Source organism: Rhizobium sp. LjRoot30 (genome assembly GCF_964253915.1).
Lineage (GTDB): Bacteria > Pseudomonadota > Alphaproteobacteria > Rhizobiales > Rhizobiaceae > Metarhizobium.
The window spans coordinates 665007-684562 of the sequence record NZ_CAXUSG020000001.1 but is presented as its reverse complement, the minus strand read 5'-3'; the positions used below and the strand labels follow the sequence as shown (position 1 = coordinate 684562).

12 protein-coding genes and 1 tRNA gene are annotated in these 19556 nt (G+C 62.3%); 2 read left to right on the top strand and 11 right to left on the bottom strand.

What is annotated here, in order from left to right; genetic code table 11:
• Window positions 1-150: 150 nt before the first annotated feature.
• The 6 genes from ACSQ3I_RS03395 to bcsA all read right to left on the bottom strand — a co-directional run bounded on the left by ACSQ3I_RS03395 (window position 151) and on the right by bcsA (window position 9990).
• Complete coding sequence (locus tag ACSQ3I_RS03395) at window positions 151-1275, bottom strand: M48 family metallopeptidase (protein WP_435996041.1); 1125 nt, start codon at window positions 1273-1275, stop codon at window positions 151-153.
• Complete coding sequence (locus ACSQ3I_RS03390; RefSeq protein WP_435996039.1) at window positions 1265-2353, bottom strand: YjgN family protein; 1089 nt, start codon at window positions 2351-2353, stop codon at window positions 1265-1267. Before ACSQ3I_RS03390 ends, ACSQ3I_RS03395 begins: the two co-directional genes overlap by 11 nt.
• Before the next feature lie 138 nt (window positions 2354-2491).
• On the bottom strand, window positions 2492-3364 hold the full coding sequence (gene bcsN, locus ACSQ3I_RS03385) for a cellulose biosynthesis protein BcsN (RefSeq protein ID WP_435996037.1): 873 nt from the start codon (window positions 3362-3364) through the stop codon (window positions 2492-2494).
• Complete coding sequence (locus tag ACSQ3I_RS03380) at window positions 3361-5394, bottom strand: hypothetical protein (RefSeq protein ID WP_435996035.1); 2034 nt, start codon at window positions 5392-5394, stop codon at window positions 3361-3363. The genes bcsN and ACSQ3I_RS03380 overlap by 4 nt, the downstream gene beginning before the upstream one ends.
• Window positions 5391-7778, bottom strand: a complete 2388-nt coding sequence (locus ACSQ3I_RS03375) for a cellulose biosynthesis cyclic di-GMP-binding regulatory protein BcsB (protein ID WP_435996034.1) — start codon at window positions 7776-7778, stop codon at window positions 5391-5393. Before ACSQ3I_RS03375 ends, ACSQ3I_RS03380 begins: the two co-directional genes overlap by 4 nt.
• Complete coding sequence (gene bcsA / locus ACSQ3I_RS03370) at window positions 7771-9990, bottom strand: UDP-forming cellulose synthase catalytic subunit (RefSeq protein ID WP_435996278.1); 2220 nt, start codon at window positions 9988-9990, stop codon at window positions 7771-7773. The genes ACSQ3I_RS03375 and bcsA overlap by 8 nt, the downstream gene beginning before the upstream one ends.
• Before the next feature lie 334 nt (window positions 9991-10324).
• Between bcsA and ACSQ3I_RS03365 the strand changes: the two genes are divergently transcribed.
• On the top strand, window positions 10325-11491 hold the full coding sequence (locus ACSQ3I_RS03365; protein WP_435996032.1) for a DUF4214 domain-containing protein: 1167 nt from the start codon (window positions 10325-10327) through the stop codon (window positions 11489-11491).
• 89 nt (window positions 11492-11580) lie between these two features.
• Here the strand turns inward: ACSQ3I_RS03365 and ACSQ3I_RS03360 are convergent, their stop codons facing one another.
• The 4 genes from ACSQ3I_RS03360 to ACSQ3I_RS03345 all read right to left on the bottom strand — a co-directional run bounded on the left by ACSQ3I_RS03360 (window position 11581) and on the right by ACSQ3I_RS03345 (window position 13173).
• Window positions 11581-12027, bottom strand: a complete 447-nt coding sequence (locus tag ACSQ3I_RS03360; RefSeq protein WP_435996030.1) for a type II toxin-antitoxin system VapC family toxin — start codon at window positions 12025-12027, stop codon at window positions 11581-11583.
• The gene (locus ACSQ3I_RS03355; protein ID WP_435996029.1) at window positions 12024-12290 is read right to left on the bottom strand and encodes a type II toxin-antitoxin system Phd/YefM family antitoxin; all 267 of its coding nucleotides are present in this window, start codon (window positions 12288-12290) and stop codon (window positions 12024-12026) included. Before ACSQ3I_RS03355 ends, ACSQ3I_RS03360 begins: the two co-directional genes overlap by 4 nt.
• Window positions 12291-12524: 234 nt before the next feature.
• Window positions 12525-12601, bottom strand: a tRNA-His gene (locus ACSQ3I_RS03350).
• Window positions 12602-12729: 128 nt separating this feature from the next.
• Window positions 12730-13173 (bottom strand): phasin, encoded by a 444-nt coding sequence (locus tag ACSQ3I_RS03345; RefSeq protein ID WP_435996027.1) that lies wholly within the window; start codon window positions 13171-13173, stop codon window positions 12730-12732.
• A 236-nt stretch (window positions 13174-13409) separates the two neighbouring features.
• Between ACSQ3I_RS03345 and ACSQ3I_RS03340 the strand changes: the two genes are divergently transcribed.
• The gene (locus ACSQ3I_RS03340) at window positions 13410-17258 is read left to right on the top strand and encodes an ATP-binding protein (protein ID WP_435996025.1); all 3849 of its coding nucleotides are present in this window, start codon (window positions 13410-13412) and stop codon (window positions 17256-17258) included.
• 243 nt (window positions 17259-17501) lie between these two features.
• On the opposite strand, the gene ACSQ3I_RS03335 is transcribed toward ACSQ3I_RS03340, so the two are convergent.
• Entirely contained in the window at window positions 17502-19454 is a 1953-nt protein-coding gene (locus ACSQ3I_RS03335) for an acetoacetate--CoA ligase (protein ID WP_435996023.1), read from the bottom strand.
• Between the last annotated feature and the right edge of the window lie 102 nt (window positions 19455-19556).

The following is a 19556-nucleotide window of genomic DNA, read 5'->3' as shown; positions in this document are numbered from 1 at the left end:
ATTCTTGACTCTTATCCTCCCCTATATAGTCGGCCTCGTAGATTTGAACAATTCCAAAAAACAGGAAAATTGTTCAGGCCGCCACAGGGGTTTTCCAAGTGGTAAATTTTTAGCATGGCGGAATCATGAACGGCCGCCGCCAAGCAGCCGTCAGGGTTTTGCCGGCTGCTGTCCCCCCGCTGCGCCAGATGTGGAGGCGCCATCGTTCTGCTCCACCGTGGCACCACGCAACTGGGCGTCGTAGTCGAGAATGGCCTGCCGTCGTTCCGGCGTGCCCGGATGCGTCGACAGCATGCTGTTGCCACCACTATCGCCATGGATTTCCTCCAGGCGCTCGAAGAAGCGGGCGATGGCCGCGGAATCGCGACCGGCGGCGCGCATCAGTTCGACGGAGCGCCTGTCCGCCTCGCTTTCCGCCTCCCGGGAATAGGACAGCGCCAGCAAGCCGCCGCCCTGGGTGAGGATATCCTCAACACCGGAGCCGACGTCGCCGGCGATCAGCATGATCAGGCCGGCGATGCCGGCGGCGCGATAGAGCTGGCGCAGGCTGTGCTTTTTCTCGACATGGCCGATCTCGTGGCCAAGCACGCCGAGGATCATGTCGGTGTCGCCCTTGGCGAGTTCGACGAGTTGGTCGGTGAGGATCAGGCTGCCGTCCGGTAGGGCGAAGGCGTTCGGGCCGATGTAGCCGCCATCGCGAAAATTCAGCGTGTAGGCATCGGCTCCGCCTTCGGCCTTGGCCGCCAGCAGTGCAAAACCATCCGATATCCGCTTGCGGTCGGCCTCCGGCAGCGTGCTGGGCGACAGCGTGGTGCGGTCCAGCGTGGAGAGCGTGCCCGCTCCCATCCAGTCCGGCACCACAGGCGGTGTCAAAAGCACCGCAAGCTCCACCAGAGCCGGCAGGGCATACCGGTAAATGCCGGCGGCAAGCAGCATGACGAGGCCGGTGAAGACGATGAGGCGCGGATGGAACTCCTCCAACCGGTGAACGAAACCGCTGCGCCGCCCGCGACGTTTCTCGACAAAGGCGTCGATGGCATCATTGTCGCGGGTTTCGAACAACGAGCCATCCGGAAAGACAACGCGGCGGGGAATGGAGCCGACACGCGGCGAAAACTCCATTTTCTCCGGCTCGGCGGCGGAATGACGCTCTGCCGCCGCGTCGCCGACGGCAACCACCAGGCCGCCGGCCAGCTGCAGCGATGCCGGAACCGAACGGCTGGAATTGGCCGGATGCCATTCGCCGCGGGCGATAACGCTGCCCTCAGAAACCAAAATCGATCCCTTCCATGTCCATGTATTCGGCAGACATCGCCGCGCCGGTGGATTCGATCGAGGACAGTATCTCGCCGACATCACCATGGATGGTGATACCCGTATGTGCCGTCATGTAGCGCGCCAGGCGGACGGCGGCCCAGGGCCGCATCAGGCCGAGCGTCAGGATGGTGACGATCACGTTGCTGATGGCGATCCAGGCATAACGGGCGCGCGACATGTCGCTCATGAGCTCATGCTTGTCGTCGAGCTTTGTCGAGGAAAACACGACGTTGCGCACACCGGCGCGGTAGACCAGTGCCGCCAGGCCGTAGACGATAAAGACGACGAAAAACGCCAGATAGACCCCGAGAACGATGGTGAGGATCATCTCCTCCTCGGTCATGTCGGCATTGTTGACGATCGCCATGATGGCGCCGGACATCGCCAGGCCGACGATGGCGCAAAGGACCGCGCCGATCACCACCATCAGGGCGGGAACAAACCAGACGCCGTAGAGCGCGCCGACGCGCGGCTCGGTGACGAACGGCCGGTCACCATAACGCATGTTGCCGAAGACGTAACGATAGAGCCAGCGGCTGGCGAACGGCGCCAGGATGCCGAGCGATAGGAACGACACGAAGCTGCCGAGCACGACGGCGACAAAGGCGCCCTTGACCGAACCGACGAAATCGAAACGCACATTGCGATAGCTCGTCACCCGCGCATTGAACCGCAGGCCCCGCGCCACCAACCAAGGCAGCGCAATGAAGATGAGTACAGTTGTGAGGATGACGAACAGCGGATGGATGGCGGCAATGATCTGGATGCCGATGAAGAAGAGGAAAACGATCACCCGGCCGATAAAAATCTGCTTGCCGGTGGCGTGATATTCGAAGGCGCGTCCGAGGAGGACGGTGTTGCCGTAGAAATACCGGTTGCGCCGCACCTTTGCCCAGGCGGAATAGATACCGAAGGTGATGATGGTCAGCAGGACGTTGACGATCCAGATACCGAAGTATTCCGAAGCACTGCCGGTGAACGACGCACGTTCGAATTGCGTAGCTGTCTCAGGGCGTCCCGCATCTGCCACTGCCATAACTCAACCTTTCCAATGATTTCGATCCTGGCTTGCAGACGGATGTGGGCGCCTGTTTATTTCCTCATACGGCAAAAATATGAGTCTCCCGCACCACGAATAGTGGCGAAGCGTAAGATGCTTTGCAAGCCGGGAGAATTATTGCGGCAGAGGAACCGCCACCGAAACATCGGTCGGCGTCACTTTGCGGCTGTCGGCGGTCGCCGTGTCGGCCGACGATGCCCGCGCGGTGGAATCCGGCAGCGGCACGGCGACGCCATCGGTTGCCGATGCCGTTTCTGTGTCGGTCGTTTGCCGTGATCTGCGCCGGACGGGCTGCTCCTCGACATCGGTGCTCAACGTGCTGACGCGGGTTTCTTCCAGCGCGGCCGCAGGGCGAACAGCGCTATTGGCAAATCGGAATGTTGCCAGCGTCTCTTTCGATACCGGGCGCAGACGCAGCTGTTGCATCAGCCCCACCAGGCTTTCCGCCGGCAGCGTCGGATGGCAGTAACGCAGCCGGACCTGGGCAGCGTAACCCTCGCCCAAACCGCCCTTGGCAAGCTGCCATGCGTAGAGGCAGGCGCCGCGGCCGGTCGATCCCGTGGCATAGCCGAAGACGCCCTGGGCATTGTTGCCCGGCACGTTGCTGATCTGCATGCGGATGCCCGGCAGGACAGAGCGTAGCTCGGCGCGCACCGTCGCGCTGGTCGGTGCCCTGAGGTAACGGCTGCTGCTGCCCGGTGCGCCGAAATCGACGCTGACGCGGTTTTCGCCAGGCAGGGATGTGGCATTTTCGTAGAGGATCGCCTGCGACAGCCCGTCCGAGCGGACGTCCTGCTGCACACCGACGACACGCCCGGCTTCCAGCGGCAATGACGCGGTCGCGAATTCCGCCGAGACCGCATTCGAAACGGATGGCCCGGCAACGGATGTCGCGGTCGCTCCCGTGAGGAACGGATCCTGCACCGAGGTGCAGCCGGCCAGGAGGGCTGTCAGGCCAGCCGCGATGGCCAAGCGTACAAAGTTCATCGGGTCGCTCCCGTCGCGTTCAGACCATTCATGATGTTGGGATCGCTCAGATGCATGCTGAGCCGCTGGAAGATCGCATGGGCTTCCGCCTTGTGGCCAAGGCGTTGGTGCGCCCAGGCGCGCAGCACACTCATGTCGGAGGATTCCGGCATGATCTGCAGCCGGGCGTTCAACGCTTCCAGCGCCTGCTCGAACTCCTTGTTGTCGAAAGCCGCGCGGGCGCGCTGCCAGTAGATTTCGCCGCGAAGCTCGCGGTCACGGGCCGCACTGAGCGGATAGGCACTGATCACCGCTTCGGCTTCACCCGTCAGGCCGGAGCGCAGCGAGGCCAGCGCAGAGCCGTAGGCGGCATCCTGCCGAACGGACGCCTTGCCACCCTGCAGGGCGGCGTTGAAGGCGGATTTCGCTTCGGACGGGCGGGAAAGACCCATCAGGCACCAGCCGCGGATAAGCTGCGCATCGGCCGACAGGCCGCCGCGATCCTCGAGACGCTGGAGATCGCGCAGGCAGTCGTCATATCGTTTTGCCTTCAGGCTGGCGAGATAACCCGTGTCGCCGGTGGAAGCTGACGGTTTCGCCACCGTCACGCCCTTGTCGCCGCGCGGCGGGGCGGCCTTGCCGATCTCCTTGAAAAGCTCCGGGAACCGGTCGCCCTGCTCGTCACGCAACGCGGCGAACTGCTTCTTCTTGCCTTCGCGCAGGTAACTCAGCGCCAGGCCTTTCAGCCGCTCCGGCTTTTCCTGCCAGCTCCATGCCTTGGCAAACCATGCTTCCGCCGCTTCGAACTGACGGGAATTATAGGCGTACCAGCCGAGGATCTCGGCGTGGTCGGCGGCCTGCGTCTCGCTGATCGCTGCAGAATAGGCCGTAACCGTGCCGGCATCGAGCGCGCCGAGTTCCGGCTTGGAGAAGCGCGGCGACAGCGCGTTCATCAGGAAGGTGGAATCGTCGGCGAGCACGCCGAGATGATCGACGGCAAACCGGTAGGCATCCGCATCGCGTTTCTGGCGCGAAAGGCTCAGATAGAGGCCCTTGGCGGAATCGAGGGTCGCTTCGCGCTCCATCGCAGCCGAAAAAGCCGTTTCGGCAGCCGGCAGCTGGCCGAGCTTCAGGTTGTACCAGCCAAGAACGGCAAAATCGGCGCCGCCTTGCGCGGTTGCTGCCAGCGCGTTGAAACGGCTGATATCCGCATCGGACAGCGGCTGCGTTTTCGTCTCATCGGCAGTAAATCTTGCCACGTCACGGCGCAGCAGATCATCTTCGATCGGCTTGAGAGCCGCAACGGCTCCTGGCTGCGGCCAGAGATTGTTGATCACGGCGCGAATTTCCTCGCCGGAAAAATCAGCGGCTGCTTTCTGCAGCGTGGTTGCCAGCAGGTCGTCGGAAAAACGCTGGTCGCCCTGGCGGAACAGGATCCCTTTGCAGACCTCGGCGAGCGGCTCCTTCATGCCGGTGGCGTGGTAGGCGTCGATCAGCATCCAGAGAAGGTCGATTTCCGGCTCGGTTGCCGCATCCAGCCCTTCGCCGGCAGCGATCACGCCGGTCCAGTCCTTGGCGGTCGTCGCAGCGGTCATCGCCACGCGCTGCTTGCGGCGCTCGAGTTTCGACGAAAAATCCTCCGACGGCACCCAGCCGGCATGGGCTGCCTGCAGCCTGCCGATTTCAGCGTCTATACCGGCAAAGTCGTTCTTGTCGTAGAGATCCCACAAGGATTGCTCGTTGACCGACCGTTGTGCCAGGGGCAGATAGAGGTTCTTCGGCACCTGAAAACCCGGATATTTGAGCTGCAACCGGGCGATTTCCGCCTGGACACGCTCCTCCTGCTTCTGGTCGGCATAATAATAAAGTGCGGCGAGATCCACTTCGTCGGGACCGGCTACCGGGGCAGCGGCAGCTGCGTCTACCGGTTTTTCCACCGCCAGCAACGACGGTTGCCCGGACGAGGCGAGCGGGTCATTGGCGTGGGCACCCATCGGCACCAGCGCCGTGGCCGCCAGGAGAACGGCCGTCTTCAGGGAAAGAAGTTTCATTGGTCTGTCCTCACACCCTTCTTCGACACGGCGAACCCGAGCCATGCCCCGAAACCGCTCATCAGCACGATGACAAGCGCGATGTAGATCTGGAAATTGTCGGAGAACCACGAAGCGGCCAGGCGACGGAAATTGCCGAAGCTGAGATCGGTGATTTCCGTGATGATCCGCGTTGTCGCGGCGCGGCTGACAAGGACGCCGTCTTCACCACGCACCCAGGCGGAACCACCTTCAAGCCGCTGCCAGGCCGACGTCGCCGCAAGCGTCTGCATGCCGAGTGCCAGGTGATCGAGTGAATCGGAGCGGATCACCGTCCAGTTGCCGAGGCCCGATGGCGAGACGACCTGCGAGAGGGTCACGAGAGCGCCGGTTTCGTTGGACGCCTCGGCACCGGCCGGGTCCTCGTAGCGAAGCCAGCGGCGGAAGCGGCTGAACATGCTGGTCGTCCACGTTTCGGCCTGGGTGGCGAAGGAGCCGCCCGTTTCCGGCGCCACGGTCGAATTGCGGAAGGCATCCAGCAAGGCCTGGGTGTCATCGCCCTTGGCATCCGGGGCCGTGGCATCGAGTGCGGCTGTCGTCACCGGATCGGTGTCTTCCGGCGTCTTGACGGCAAAGCCGGCCATCAGGTCGGCGGCATCGCTGGCCGTATCGGCCTTGTCGGGGATGGCCGCGACCGCCGGTCCGCCGGCGGAAATCACCAGCGCATTGCGGCCCTCCGCCTCTACCGGCTGCGACAGCAGGATCTTGGCGGACAGCGGACGGGCGGCGGCAACGCCGAGCCTGGCGACGGTGGTCAGGGCGGCACCGAGAACGCGCGGATCGGCGCTGTCGATGAACACATCGAACGGCTTGCCGTCGCCGAAAGGATAGGCCGCGCCGGCAAGCGCGCCAAGATCGGGAAAATGGCCGATACGCGCCAAGGCCGGAATGTCGAGCGAGGAGGTTTCCAGCAGGATGAAACGCGGCGTCGCCTCGGCTGCGACCTGCGGCGCGCAGGCCGCATCGGCGGCAACGGGCACTTCCGCCATCACCTCGACACGGTTGACGCCCGGCCGGAAGGCGCGCAGCGGCAGTTCGATGCGCTTGCCATTGAACTGCTCGCCGTCGGCGTTGCGGAACGGCAGGCTGGTGACCACCTTGTCGTTGACACGCACCAGAAGTTGGGCGCCGAGGGCAAGCCCAGGGGCCGTGGCGCCGCGCAGGTGGAAATCGATGGTGGCATATTCGGCCGGGTAAAAATCCGCCGGCATCTGCAATTCAAAGCGAGTGCGCGACAGGCGACCGACAAACGGCGCCGTCACATATCCGGCATCGCGCAGCGTGTAGCTTTTCGACGGTTCGGCAGCGATGCGCCCCCAGGTCCCGGCAAACAGGCTGCCATCAAGGCCGGCGCGCATCGGTCCACGGACCGCGGCCAGCAGGCTTGCCGTGCGCTCGCCGGCCGTTGCGCCGCTGAGCAGGACGACCGCCCTGCCCGGCACCCGGCCTGGCTGCACGGAAAGACCGGACGCGCTGCCCGACAGCAGGCGCTTGCCCTCCGCCGTCTGTCCCGCCTCGGCACCGGAGCCAACGAACAAATCTATGCCCGGACCGCTTGCCGTATCCTTGCCCACCGTCACGACGAGATCCTCGCGGTCGAGAAACAGCGCAAGCGCCTGCACCGCGGCAATACCTTCATTGGCGAGCGCGACGGAGGCGGCACCATCGGCGACCAGGCGGATTTCCGTCTTGCCACCGGCGGTCTTGCCGACCGACAGCAGATCTTCAAGAGCCGTAAAGCCAACGGGCTTTACCGGCAGGAAGCCGCTGGCGGCCGGATCGATCTTCGTCCAGAGCTCATAGGTGGCATTCAGCGAACAATCGACGCGGTGGTGCTGGCGGGCGCGCAGGCGCACTTCGTTGCGCCCTGCCTGCAGGGCATCGGCCGGCAGGGCCAGGGTTTCGGTCTTCACGCCATTCGGAGAACGGATCGCGATTGCGCCGGCGGCCTTGCCATTGACCGTAACGTCGAGCACGCCGGTATCCGGCAACACCGACACGGCATTCTGATAGCCGATCTGCAGCTTGCCGCCGGCGGCAAGCTGGGTGGCGGCGAGATGGAAGCTCAAGACCGCCGTGTCGTCCTCACCCGTCAGCTGCAACCGGTCGGCGGCCTGCGCGAAAGGGATCAGCGACGACGATGCGGCGGCGACAAGCTGCGCCGGAGCCACGGCCGTCGGCAGCAGGGAAGCATCGGCCTTTTCGGTTTTTTCCACCACGGGCGTTTCCTGCCGTGCCGCCGGCAGCAGGCGGAACTCGCCAGCCAGGGCGGTCGATGCCATCAGACCGGTGGCGGCAAACACCAGCGCAAGCGCAAGCCGGCGGACCATCGTCTCGTCATGCATAAATACGGACCTCATTGTCTGCCGGATTGAAGGTGGCGGTTTCCCGCGGCATCTGCTTGGGGCCTTCCAGAAGCAGGATCGGCGCGTCTTCGGCCGATTGTACCGCCTGCTCGCGGATCAGGCCGATGGCATACCGCATGGCACGGAACGTCTCGGAAACCGTCCAGAAGGCGAAGCGCATCGTGCCGGTGAAGAAGCCGAGGCGCACCTGTCGGCGGGACAACCGCTCCTGCAGAACGGACTGATCGGAATACATCAGCTCGGCGATCGCCATGAACGTTTCAGGCGTGCGTTCGGCATAAGCGAAACCATGATGCGTCTGGCCGTTCTGCTGCCGGGTGCCGCGACGCACGACATCGAAGGTCATGACCTTGCCGTTGCGTCGCAGTTCGACACGGGCGTTCGCATGGTCATCAAAGTTGCTCGTCGGCTGCTCGTCGATGAATTCGACCGTGACACCGCCGCTCGAGGCGTCGTGGATCAGGATGGAATACAGCTTGCCGGCGAGATGCATCAGCGCATGGCGCTTGACCGGCAGGCGCTGGTTGCGGCGCAGCTCGCGCCGTTCGGCCACGACGCCGAGCGCGGCACCGGCAAGGCCGAGATTGATCAGGTTCCAGCCGGCAACGATCAGCAGCAGTTCCGATGCCGCCGGTTCGGTGAGGTAGCGCCAGCCCGAATAGAAGGCGGCGGCCAGAAGCAGGAAGAAGATGATGAAATAGGGACGTGCGATGGCGGAAAGGCCGCTCTTTTCCAACGTCTGGCCCTTGGCGGTGACATTGAAGGTGGGCTTACGCGGATTGCGCACGACCGAAAGGATCGAGCCGAACAGGAGCACCGACTGCACATATTCGTACAGTTCCGACACCCAGGGCCAACGCACCCGGCCGTAGAGATAGCTCTGCATCGCAAAGGAGGAGACCAGGTAGGTCAAGGCATAGGAGGCGAACTCCATGATGTTGGCCTGGTAGATTTCCAGCGAGAAGAAGATGTAGAGCAGCGGCGAGAACATGAACACCAGCCGCGACAGCGGGAACAGCCAGAAGAGGTTGATGCCGGCGTAGCAGATGCGCTGCGCCATCGTCAGCCCGCGTGCCAGAAACGGCCGGTTGAGGATGAGGATCTGCAGCATGCCCTGGCACCAGCGGGCGCGCTGGCCGATGAAGGAAACGAAGGTTTCCGGCTGCAGCCCGGCGATCAGCGGCTTGTCGACGTAAACGCTGTGCCAGCCGTTGGAATGCAGCGCCAGCGCCGTTTCACAGTCCTCGGTGATCGACTGGCCTGCAAAACCATTGGTGGTTTCCAGCGCCTTGCGGCGGAGCACGGCAGCCGAACCACAGAAGAAGGCAGCGTTCCACTTGTCGAGGCCGCGCTGCAGGATGGAATAGAACATCTCGTTTTCCGACGGCATGCGCGCGAAAGTCTTGAGGTTCTTTTCCAGCGGATCGGGATTGATGAAGAAGTGCGGCGTCTGCACGAGGAACAGCTTTTCATCCTCGTTGAAGAAACCTACCGTTTCTTTCAAAAATTCACGCACCGGCGCATGGTCGGCGTCGAAAACGACGACGAGTTCCCCGGTGGAGATCTTCAGCCCTTCGTTCAGATTGCCGGCCTTGGCGTGTTCGTTGCGGGCGCGGGTGTGGTAACGGACGTCCATGGCGGCGCACAGCGCCTTGAGGCGCTCGTGCCGGCGCAGCGCAGCGAGCGCCTGGCGCGGGTCCTTGGCGGCGCGCTTCTGCTCCGTGCCGCCGTCGTCCAGCAGGTAGACGGTCAGCTTTTCCTTCGGATAGATCATCGATTTGGCGGCGGCGAGCGTCACGGCCAGCAGTTCGGGGTCTTCATTGTAGCTCGGAATGAACACATCGACCGTCGGCAGCTCGGCGCGCGTCTTCGGCACCGGCGCCACACGGCGCAGCGGATCGGCCAGCATGAAGAAGCTGACGGCCAGCATCGCCAGGCAGTACATTTCAGCGAGGTAAAGCACGAAACCGGGAATGAAGTTCAGAGGTTCGGAAATATCCGGCAGTGTCTCGGTGGTGCGCCAGTAGGCGTATCGCAAGGCCAGAATGCCGGCGAACACGAAGGTCATCAACCTGAACGGCTTGCTGTCCGGCCGCGTCATGAAGATGAACATGAAGCCCAGGACGGCAAAGCTGAGCACCAGCTGTGCCTGAAGGCTCAAGGGCAACCAAAGGACAAAAAGTCCCAGCATGCCAGCGGCAAGCGCCGGCCACTTTGCGCACATCATGTGCAGACCTCAATTTTCAGCACCGGCTCTACATCATGTAGGCCACTCATGCATAAGCTGGATCTTAAAAGCTTGTTCCTGAATCATTTGCTAAACGGGCACGGTTGCTGGGCGGAATGGTTACGAGAGGCTTAACGTCCGCGGCAGCTTCCCGGAACGGCACAGATACCGGTCGAAAACGCCCGATATCTGCAGGGATTTAACCAAAAGGCAGAAATAGCTGGCCCGGCCTCCTGATTTAGACCCAAATCGATGCAACGATGCCAAAACGTGATTCGTCTTTCACAGGAGCGGGCAGTTGACAGAATATGTCTTGGGGGAAGCGAAATGGGGTGAAGGTTATATCGGGCGCTCCGGCGGCACGGTGACCTGGTCCTTCGCAGAGTACAACTGGAGTGGCGGTTACGAATTCGACAGGCAGATGACGGAGGAAGCGTTCCGCAGCCTCATCCGCCAGGCCTTCGACGCCTGGGAGGCCGTCGCCAAGATCGATTTCGTCGAAGTGTCCGACAACGCAGCGACCGGCATTCGCATCGGCTGGGATTACATCGACGGCGCCTATGGAACCGTCGGCGAGGCACGGTGGCAGGGCACTTCCTCCGGAAGCCAGCCGCTCTATTCGATCACAGTATCGGAAGTCCGCTTCGATACGTCCGAGACCTGGTCGACGAACAAGAACTATATCGGCAACGACACCAATTTCTACGCCGTCGCCCTGCACGAGATCGGCCATGCGATCGGGCTTGAACATACCGATGACGAAGCGACGATCATGTATCCCTCCGTTACCGACCTCTCGACGCTCGGCATCGGCGACATCCATGGCATCCAGGCGCTTTACGGCGCCAAGCAGACCACCGGCACGACGGCCACCAACGGCAACGACACGTTTACGGCGACCGCCGCCAGCGAACGTTTCGACGGCCTGGGCGGCATCGACACCACAGTCTATGCCGGCGCACGCGCAGGCTATATCGTCAGCGAGGCCTCCGGCCGCATCGCCGTCAGCGGCAACGGGACCGGCAGCGACGAGCTGATCAACATCGAACGGCTGCGTTTTGCCGACGGTACGCTCGCATTCGACACCGACGGCAATGCCGGCCAGGCCTACCGCATCTACAAGGCTGCCTTCGACCGGGTGCCGGACAGCGGCGGCCTGAGCTACTGGATCGATGCGCTGGACAAGGGCCAGGGCAACATCACCTGGGTGGCGCAGAATTTCATCAATTCCGCCGAGTTCCAGCGTACCTACGGCAGCCCGTCGACCGTTTCGAACAATGCCTTCACCGACCTCATCTACAGGAACGTTCTCGACCGCGATCCCGATGCCGCCGGTTATTCCTACTGGACCGGCCAACTGCAGGGCGGCCTGACACGGGCGCAGATGCTGGCGCAATTCTCGGAAAGCGCCGAAAACCAGCAGAACGTCGCCGCCGCGATCGATGACGGGATCTGGTACGTCTGACGACTGCATCACTCCTTAAATCGGAACCGATTTGAGGATAAAATCATGCAGCATTTCAAGGTACGACAGCCCTGGCCGTGCCCCAGGGTTCAGCGCGCGATCATATCGGGTGACCTGACCTTGATCGCAAACGATTCGAAATGTTTGAGGTTGCGGGTGATGAGGATCAAGCCATGGGCCTTGGCCGTTCCGGCAATCATGGCGTCGGCAGCGCCGGGGCTGTGGCCGGCCGAGACCGCCATGGCCTCAAGCTCGCCTGACAGCTGAGCGACCGCAGCATCGAATGGCAGGATGTTGTCACCGTAGAACGATACCAGGCCGAGGAGCCAGAAACGGATCGCCGCAGCTTTTGCCGTCGCGCCACGATGGTCAAGCAGGCGGACGCCCTTTTCGATCTCATGGACGGTTACAGCCGAGAGATAAATCCCGTTTGCGCGCTCCTGCTCTTCCATCCAGGCCATAAATCCCTCGGAAGCTGCCGCCTGCGAGGGAGAGAACATCGAGATGGCATTGGTATCGAGCAGGAAGCCGTTCAAAGATCGACCTCGCGTGACGGGGCTGGATTTCGTGCGAACACGTCTTGGTCATCGTCGAAATCGGCGGGAAAAGTTTTCATGTGGGCAACGAGGCTGGGACGATCCTTTGCAAGCGCCTTCCTCGCTGCTTCGGCCGCCGCCACACTGACGATGACGGCTGCGGCGCGACCGTGACGGGTGATCGTTACGAAGTCACCGGCCGCAGCCTGATCGATAACATTCGAAAAAGTCGCTTTGGCATCCTTGAGGCTAACGGTCGACATTCCCGCATCCTTTGCGAAAGAGGTCACTAATGACCTTTTTAGGGCGCGATATGGAGGAAATCAAGGAGCGCCTATCGCGCGTCTATCTGCTCTGCGACACGATCTGAGTCTGACATAGAAATCCAGGGTTGAAGCCAACAACCGTCGCGACGACATCGATGTAATAATGGGGAAAAGATAAATCCTCTCTCCTGGACAGTCCTAGTGGAATACAGACTGACCGGGAGAGAGGAATGGTACGGTTGAGTGGGGTCGAACCACCGACCTCAGGTGCCACAAACCTGCGCTCTAACCAACTGAGCTACAACCGCACACGGGTAACGCCGAAGACGTTATGGGCGTCACATACGAGGAGTTTTTGTCTTTTGCAAGTCAAATGTCGAGCAAAAAAGAAAGCCGGGTGTTATCGCCCGGCTTTCCTGGAAAAATAGCGCTGATATCAGGCGGCCTTGAAGCCGGAGATTGCCTTCTCGGCAGCGTCCTTGACCGGCTTGGAGACGGACTCGGCAAACTTCTTGGTGGCTTCCTGCATCGACTTGGCCTGCTCGACCGTCACTTCGGCCTGCTTGCGGATGAAGGCGGTCTGCAGTTCGAAGAACTCGGCAGCAGACTTGACGCCCAGAAGCGCTTCCATGTGGGAAAGCGAGCTTTCAGCGTTGGTGCGCAGCGCGTCGATCGCCTTGAGGCCGATATCGACCGTGCCGGTCTGGGCGCTCTGGACCGTCGCTTCAACCGTCTTGGCAGCGTCGTCGGCGGCAACCCGCATCTTCGCGTAGGCATCCTTGGACTGCTGGACACCCTTTTCCGTGAAATCGCGGAAGCTTTCCGTCAGCTTGGCGGGGTCGAAGCTGGCAACGGAGAAAACGTCTTCAATCTTTTTCATGCGATGCTCCTGATGTCGCGAGAAACGGACAAGACCGGTCGCGAAACGTCTGTTTGAGTGATGCCCATTATATAGGCGACGTTTTTGTGCATTGCAACATAATTTTGCGTCGCACAAGACATTAACCGTATTTAACGGATTCCGCCGCCTCTGCTGGACCGGGCGGGGGGTGCTTCGATATTAAAAAACTGTTAATCTCAGATAACTTCGGCATTAGCCCGCGTACAGGATTTGTTATGCCCGCAGTTCAATACCCGTTTATCGACATCGCCGTGCATGCGCGCGTGAAAGACCGGTTTGCCCGCGGCGAAGCCATCGTGCTGTTTTCAGTGGCGATGGACCGGGTACTGTGGGCGAACGGCGCAGGCGCACGGCTCTTCGGCAATCCCGGCATCTACGATTTCCTCGAGGAAGGCCCGAACCGCAACGACGTCACCTTCCGGCAGATGGAAGCCACCGCACGGCAGCTCGGCAAGGAAGGCGACAGCCGCTCGCTTCTGGTGCGCATCGCCTCCGGCTTCCAGCGCCTCAGCGTCCAGGCGACCGTCGAGCGGCTGCAGACGCCGGCCGGCGAAGATGCCATACTGTTTTCCGTTCCGCTGAAGACGACGGCGTTGAGCCGCCGCGAATGCGCCCGGCAGATGCTCGAAGGTTTCGACGATCCCGATACACATATGGCCGTGCTCGGCAATGACGGCGAAATCATCGTTGCCTCGGAGCGCTTCGAACGCCTGGGCATCACCGAACACACGGCGCATTCCCTGGTCACCATGGTCAGCAACCATCCTGATCGGCTGATGAAGCGTCCGATCCCGACCGGCCGCGGCTACCTGCCGGCAGCGGTCGGCAAGCTGTCGGAAGAGCCCGGCCTGCACCTGCTGTTCGTCGTCGAAATGGTCATCGGCAATCTCGATCCGACCGAGGATTTTTCGCAGGCCGCTCCGATACAGCCCGTTGTCGAGGCCATCGAAGACGAAACACATGCGCCGGCGCCGCGGACCGAAACCGTTCCGGAGACCGAGGCGGAAGTGCCGGCCTTGTCTGCAGAGCCGGGCGACGACTATACGGCGGCGATCGATGCCATCTCCACGATCGAAGAGGTGGAAGACCTCGACGACATGCCCGATACCGCCGCCGCCCCGAAGGATATCGAAACGAACCTTCCGGCCGAGCCCTCCTCCGATCTGCCCGATGCCGACCTTGCTTCCGTGATCGAAGATGCCGAACCGGCCCCGATGGAGCTGGCCGATGAGGGCGACGTGTCGTCCTCCGATGCGGCAGCCGATACGGAAACCGTGCAGATTTGGGACCCGCAGCCGGAAGAGGCTCCGGTGGCATTCGTGACGGAAGCTTCGGAACAGGCGGATGTCGCTCCTGCGGCCCAGGGCGCATTTGTCTTCAATCCGCAGGCCCGCGCCACACGCTTCGTCTGGAAGATCGACGCCGAAGGCCGCTTCAACGAGGTCTCCAACGAGTTCGCCAAGGCGGTCGGCCCGCACGCCTCGTCGATCAATGGCGTTGCCTTTACCGATATCGCCCATCTCTTCAACCTCGATCCGGACGGCAAGATCGCCGAACTGCTCGGCAAGCGCGACACCTGGTCGGGCAAGACGATCCATTGGCCGATCGAAGGGACGGCGCTCAAGGTGCCCGTCGATCTCGCCGCCCTGCCGACCTACACGCGCAACCGCGAGTTCGACGGTTTTCGCGGCTTCGGCATCGTCCGGCTGGCCGATGCGGTCAGCGACCCGCTGGAACTCGGTCTTTCGCTGGCGGCAGGCGCGCTGACGGGCGAGGACATCACCGCAGGTACAACCAGCGCATCGGCTGAAGAGGCAACCGCACAGGCAGAAGCCGAGTTGCAGCAAGCCGCTGCCGCCGATCCGGAAGAAACCGATGCCGCCACCTCGGTGTCGGTTGCCGATGCGGTACTGGCTGCCGATGCGGAAGACGATTCCGGGACAGTCTTGCCCGCAGATGCCGGCGACGCCCCCGATGATGAGAACGAACCGGGCGTCGACCAGCCGGACGGCGAGAAACGCGACGAAACATCGCTGATGCTGCCGTGGGGCGAGCGTCCGGCGTTGCGCCTGGTTGAAACGCCGAACCGCCGCCATTCCGACAAGGTCATTCGTCTCGAGGAACGTCGCTCCCGCGGCCGCGACGGATTGAGCCCGGTCGAGCAGGCTGCCTTCCGCGAGATCGCCCGGCAATTGCAGCCACTCAATCAGGCCGGCGAAAGCGAAGCCGCGCAGACGCCTGCGGATGATATCGCGGCAACCAAGACCGCTGCCGAAACGACGCCGATCGACGATCAGAACACGCCGCAACCGACTGTCGATGACGCGGCCTTCCCCGCGCCGTTCGCCGAAGAACAACCTGTCGAGGACGAGGCTGTCGCGTCCAATGAAGACGAATCCGAAGAGGCGGATAGCCCCGACGTGTTCGCGGATGTCGATGGCGATATCGGTCAGCGGGATGCCGAAGAACAGCAGGCAGACGACGACACGGCGGAAGAAACACCGCTGGACGTGCTCGCCTCTCTCATTCCGCCCCGCGCCCAGATGGAAGAAGGGCTTTCGGCCGGCGCCATAGACCAGATGCCGGTGGCGTTGCTGGTGCATGCCGGCGATGAACTGATCCACGCCAATCCGGAATTCCTGCGCCTGACCGGCTACGACACGCTGGCCGCCCTCGAAGAGGTCGGCGGTCTCGATTCCCTGCTGCAGCGGCAGGATCTCGACGAGGATTCCGGCCAGCCCGGCGGGCTGACTCTGGTGCGTTCCGACGACCTGCTCGTTCCCGTCATGGCCCGGCTGCAATCGATCCGCTGGGAACAGGGCAATGCGCTGATGCTGGCGCTGATGCCGCTGGGCGGACGCCAGTCCTTTGCAACGACAACGGTAGCCGAGGTGGAAGAGGCGGACGGCCGCCAGGACCGCATGCGCGCCAGGCTCGCCCGCGTCCAGGGGGAACTTGAGGAACTGCGTTCGATCCTCGAGACCGCAACGGATGGCGTCGTCATCCTTGGCCACGACGGCGAAATCCGTTCGATGAACCGCTCGGCCAATGCGCTGTTCAACTATGACAACGAGGAGACGCAAGGCAAACCCTTCGTCATGCTCTTTGCCCATGAAAGCCAGAAGTCGGTGATGGACTATCTCGCCGCGCTGGCCGGCCACGGCGTGGCAAGCGTGCTCAACGACGGCCGCGAGGTGATCGGCCGCGAAGCGTCCGGCGGCTTCATTCCGCTGTTCATGACCATGGGACGCCTGACCTCGTCGGAAGGCTATTGCGCCGTCATCCGTGACATCACGCAGTGGAAGCGCACCGAAGAGGAACTGCGCAACGCCAAGCGGGCGGCGGAAACCGCCAACGCCCACAAGAGCGAATTCCTCGCCCGGGTCAGCCATGAAATCCGCACGCCGCTGAACGCCATCATCGGCTTCTCCGACATGATGGCGACGGAACGCTTCGGCGCCATCGGTCATCCGCGCTACATCGAATATGCCAACGACATCGGCCGCTCCGGACGACATGTCCTCGATATCGTCAACGACCTGCTCGATATTTCCAAGATCGAAGCCGGTGAGATGGATCTCGATTTTATCGCCGTCGGCTTGAACGAGACGCTGTCGGAAGCCGTGGCGCTGATCCAGCCGCAGGCCAACAGCCAGCGCGTCATCATCCGCACCGCCCTGTCGCAATCGGTGCCGCATGTGGTTGCCGACCTGCGCTCGATCAAGCAGATCGCGCTCAACATCCTGTCGAACGCCATCCGCTTCACGCCCGCGGGCGGCCAGATCGTCGTCTCGACGTCCTACGAAACGAATGGCAGCGTCGTGCTCAGGATCCGCGATACCGGCGTCGGCATGACCCGTTCGGAACTGGAGCAGGCGATGAAACCGTTCCGTCAGGTGGCAACGACGAGTTCGCGCAAGCGCGGTGACGGCACCGGTCTCGGCCTGCCGCTGACGAAGGCGATGGTGGATGCCAACCGCGCCCAGTTTTCCATCAGCTCGGCCCCCAACGAAGGCACGCTGGTGGAGATCATCTTCCCCTCGCCCCGCGTTTTGGCCAACTGAACACCAGACAAAAAATAAGGCGGCACGAGCCGCCTTTTTTATAAGTTATGCTGTTCAACAAGAGTTCGAACCGACGGCACTTTTGCGCCGGAAGCCGATAGAGCTGCCCTTGATGTAAGGGTGCCTTACTGGTTACACCTTCGCAAGCGGCGCCTTAACAAGTGGTTATCGGCCACCCCGATCTTTCACCGGCAAGAACTTGGCTGACCGTGGTTTCGATTGCCGGGCAGCCTCTGTTTCACCTTACCGACCAAGCTCCGCCAGGCCTTCGAACAGATGCAGCGCCTCCGGATTGGCCAGAGCTTCCTTGTTCTTCACCGGTCGGCCGTGAACAACCTCGCGCACGGCGAGTTCGACGATCTTGCCGGACTTGGTGCGCGGAATATCGGCAACGGCGATGATCTTTGCCGGAACGTGGCGTGGCGAGGCGCCGGTGCGGATGCGCGTCTTGATCGCCTTGATGAGATCGTCGGTCAGCGCCACGCCCGACGCCAGCCGGACGAACAGCACGACACGCACATCATCATCCCAATCCTGGCCGATGCACAGCGCTTCCGCCACTTCCTCCATCTGTTCGACCTGATTGTAGATCTCGGCCGTACCGATGCGCACGCCGCCGGGATTGAGCGTCGCGTCCGAACGGCCATGGATGACGATGCCGCCATGCTGCGTCCATTCGGCGAAATCGCCGTGGCACCAGATATTGTCGAAACGCTCGAAATAGGCGGCGCGGTATTTGGCGCCGTCCGGATCGTTCCAGAACATGATCGGCATTGAGGGGAAAGCCTTGGTACAGACCAGTTCACCCTTTTCGCCGCGCACCGGCTGGCCCTCGTCGTTCCAGACATCGACCGCCAGGCCAAGCCCCGCCCCCTGGATCTCGCCGCGCCAGACCGGCTTCAGCGGATTGCCGAGCACGAAGCAGGAGACGATGTCGGTGCCGCCGGAAATCGAGGCAAGCTGCACGTCCGGCTTGATACCCTCGTAGACGAAGGAAAAACCTTCGGGCGACAGCGGCGAACCGGTCGACGTCATCAGCCGCAGGCTGGAAAGGTCGTGTGTGGTGCGCGGCGTAAAACCGCCCTTGCGCACCGCATCGATATATTTCGCCGAGGTGCCGAAGATAGCGAATTTTTCATCCGCGGCATAATCGAACAACACATTGCCATCGGGATGGAACGGCGAGCCGTCGAACAGGCAGAGCGTCGCGCCGATGGCAAGACCCGAGACCAGCCAGTTCCACATCATCCAGCCGCAGGTGGTGAAATAGAAAAGCCGTTCGCCCTCCGTCAGCCCGCAATGCAGACGGTGCTCCTTGAGGTGCTGCAGCAGCGTGCCGCCGGCGGAATGCACGATGCATTTCGGCACGCCGGTCGTGCCGGACGAAAACAGGATATAGAGCGGATGGCTGAACGGCAGGGCGACGTATTCTACCGGTTTCGCATCGAAAGGCGCGACGAAATCACCAAGCGTCCTGGCATTCGGCGTCACTGCGACGACGGCAGCGGCATCACCGGCATACGGCACGATCACCGAAGGCACGCCGAGACGGGCGGTGACGGCAGCAATCTTGCCGGACACATCCTGCAGCTTGCCGGCATACCAGTAGCCGTCGCAGGCGATGAACAGTTTCGGGGCGATCTGGCCGAAGCGGTCGAGCACGCCCTGCTCGCCGAAATCCGGCGAGCAGGAAGACCAGACGGCACCGATCGAGGCGGCGGCCAGCATGGCTGCAATGGTTTCCGGCATGTTCGGCATCATCGCCGCTATGCGGTCGCCCTTGACGATACCGGCGGCGCGGTAGGCCTGCTGCAATTTCGAGACCAGGGCGGTCAGCCGGTCCCATGACCAGCGGTCGCGTACCTTGTCTTCGCCACGGAAGATCAGAGCGTCGCCGGCGCCCGTTCGCGACAACAGGTTCTCGGCAAAATTCAGTTCTGCATCGGGAAAGAACCGGGCCTCCAGCATGACGTCGCCGTTGATCAGCGCCCGTTCACCGCGGTTTCCCTTGACGCCGCAGAAATCCCAGATCGCTGTCCAGAAATCATCGCGACGTTCGACCGACCAGGCGTGGAATGCATCGTAATCCGCAAAATTCAGGCCATGACGTTCGCCACACCAGGCGATGAACTTCGCCATGGGGCTGTCTTTGCGAATCTGGTCGGATGGGACCCACAGAGGGGCTTCGTTTGTCATGCTGTCCTCCTGCGCATTTTTGCTCTGTATAGCATGCTGCATCGCATTATAAAGTGGCCTTCCACCCCGCCGGAGACGACATGGATTTGCGCGGGCACGATA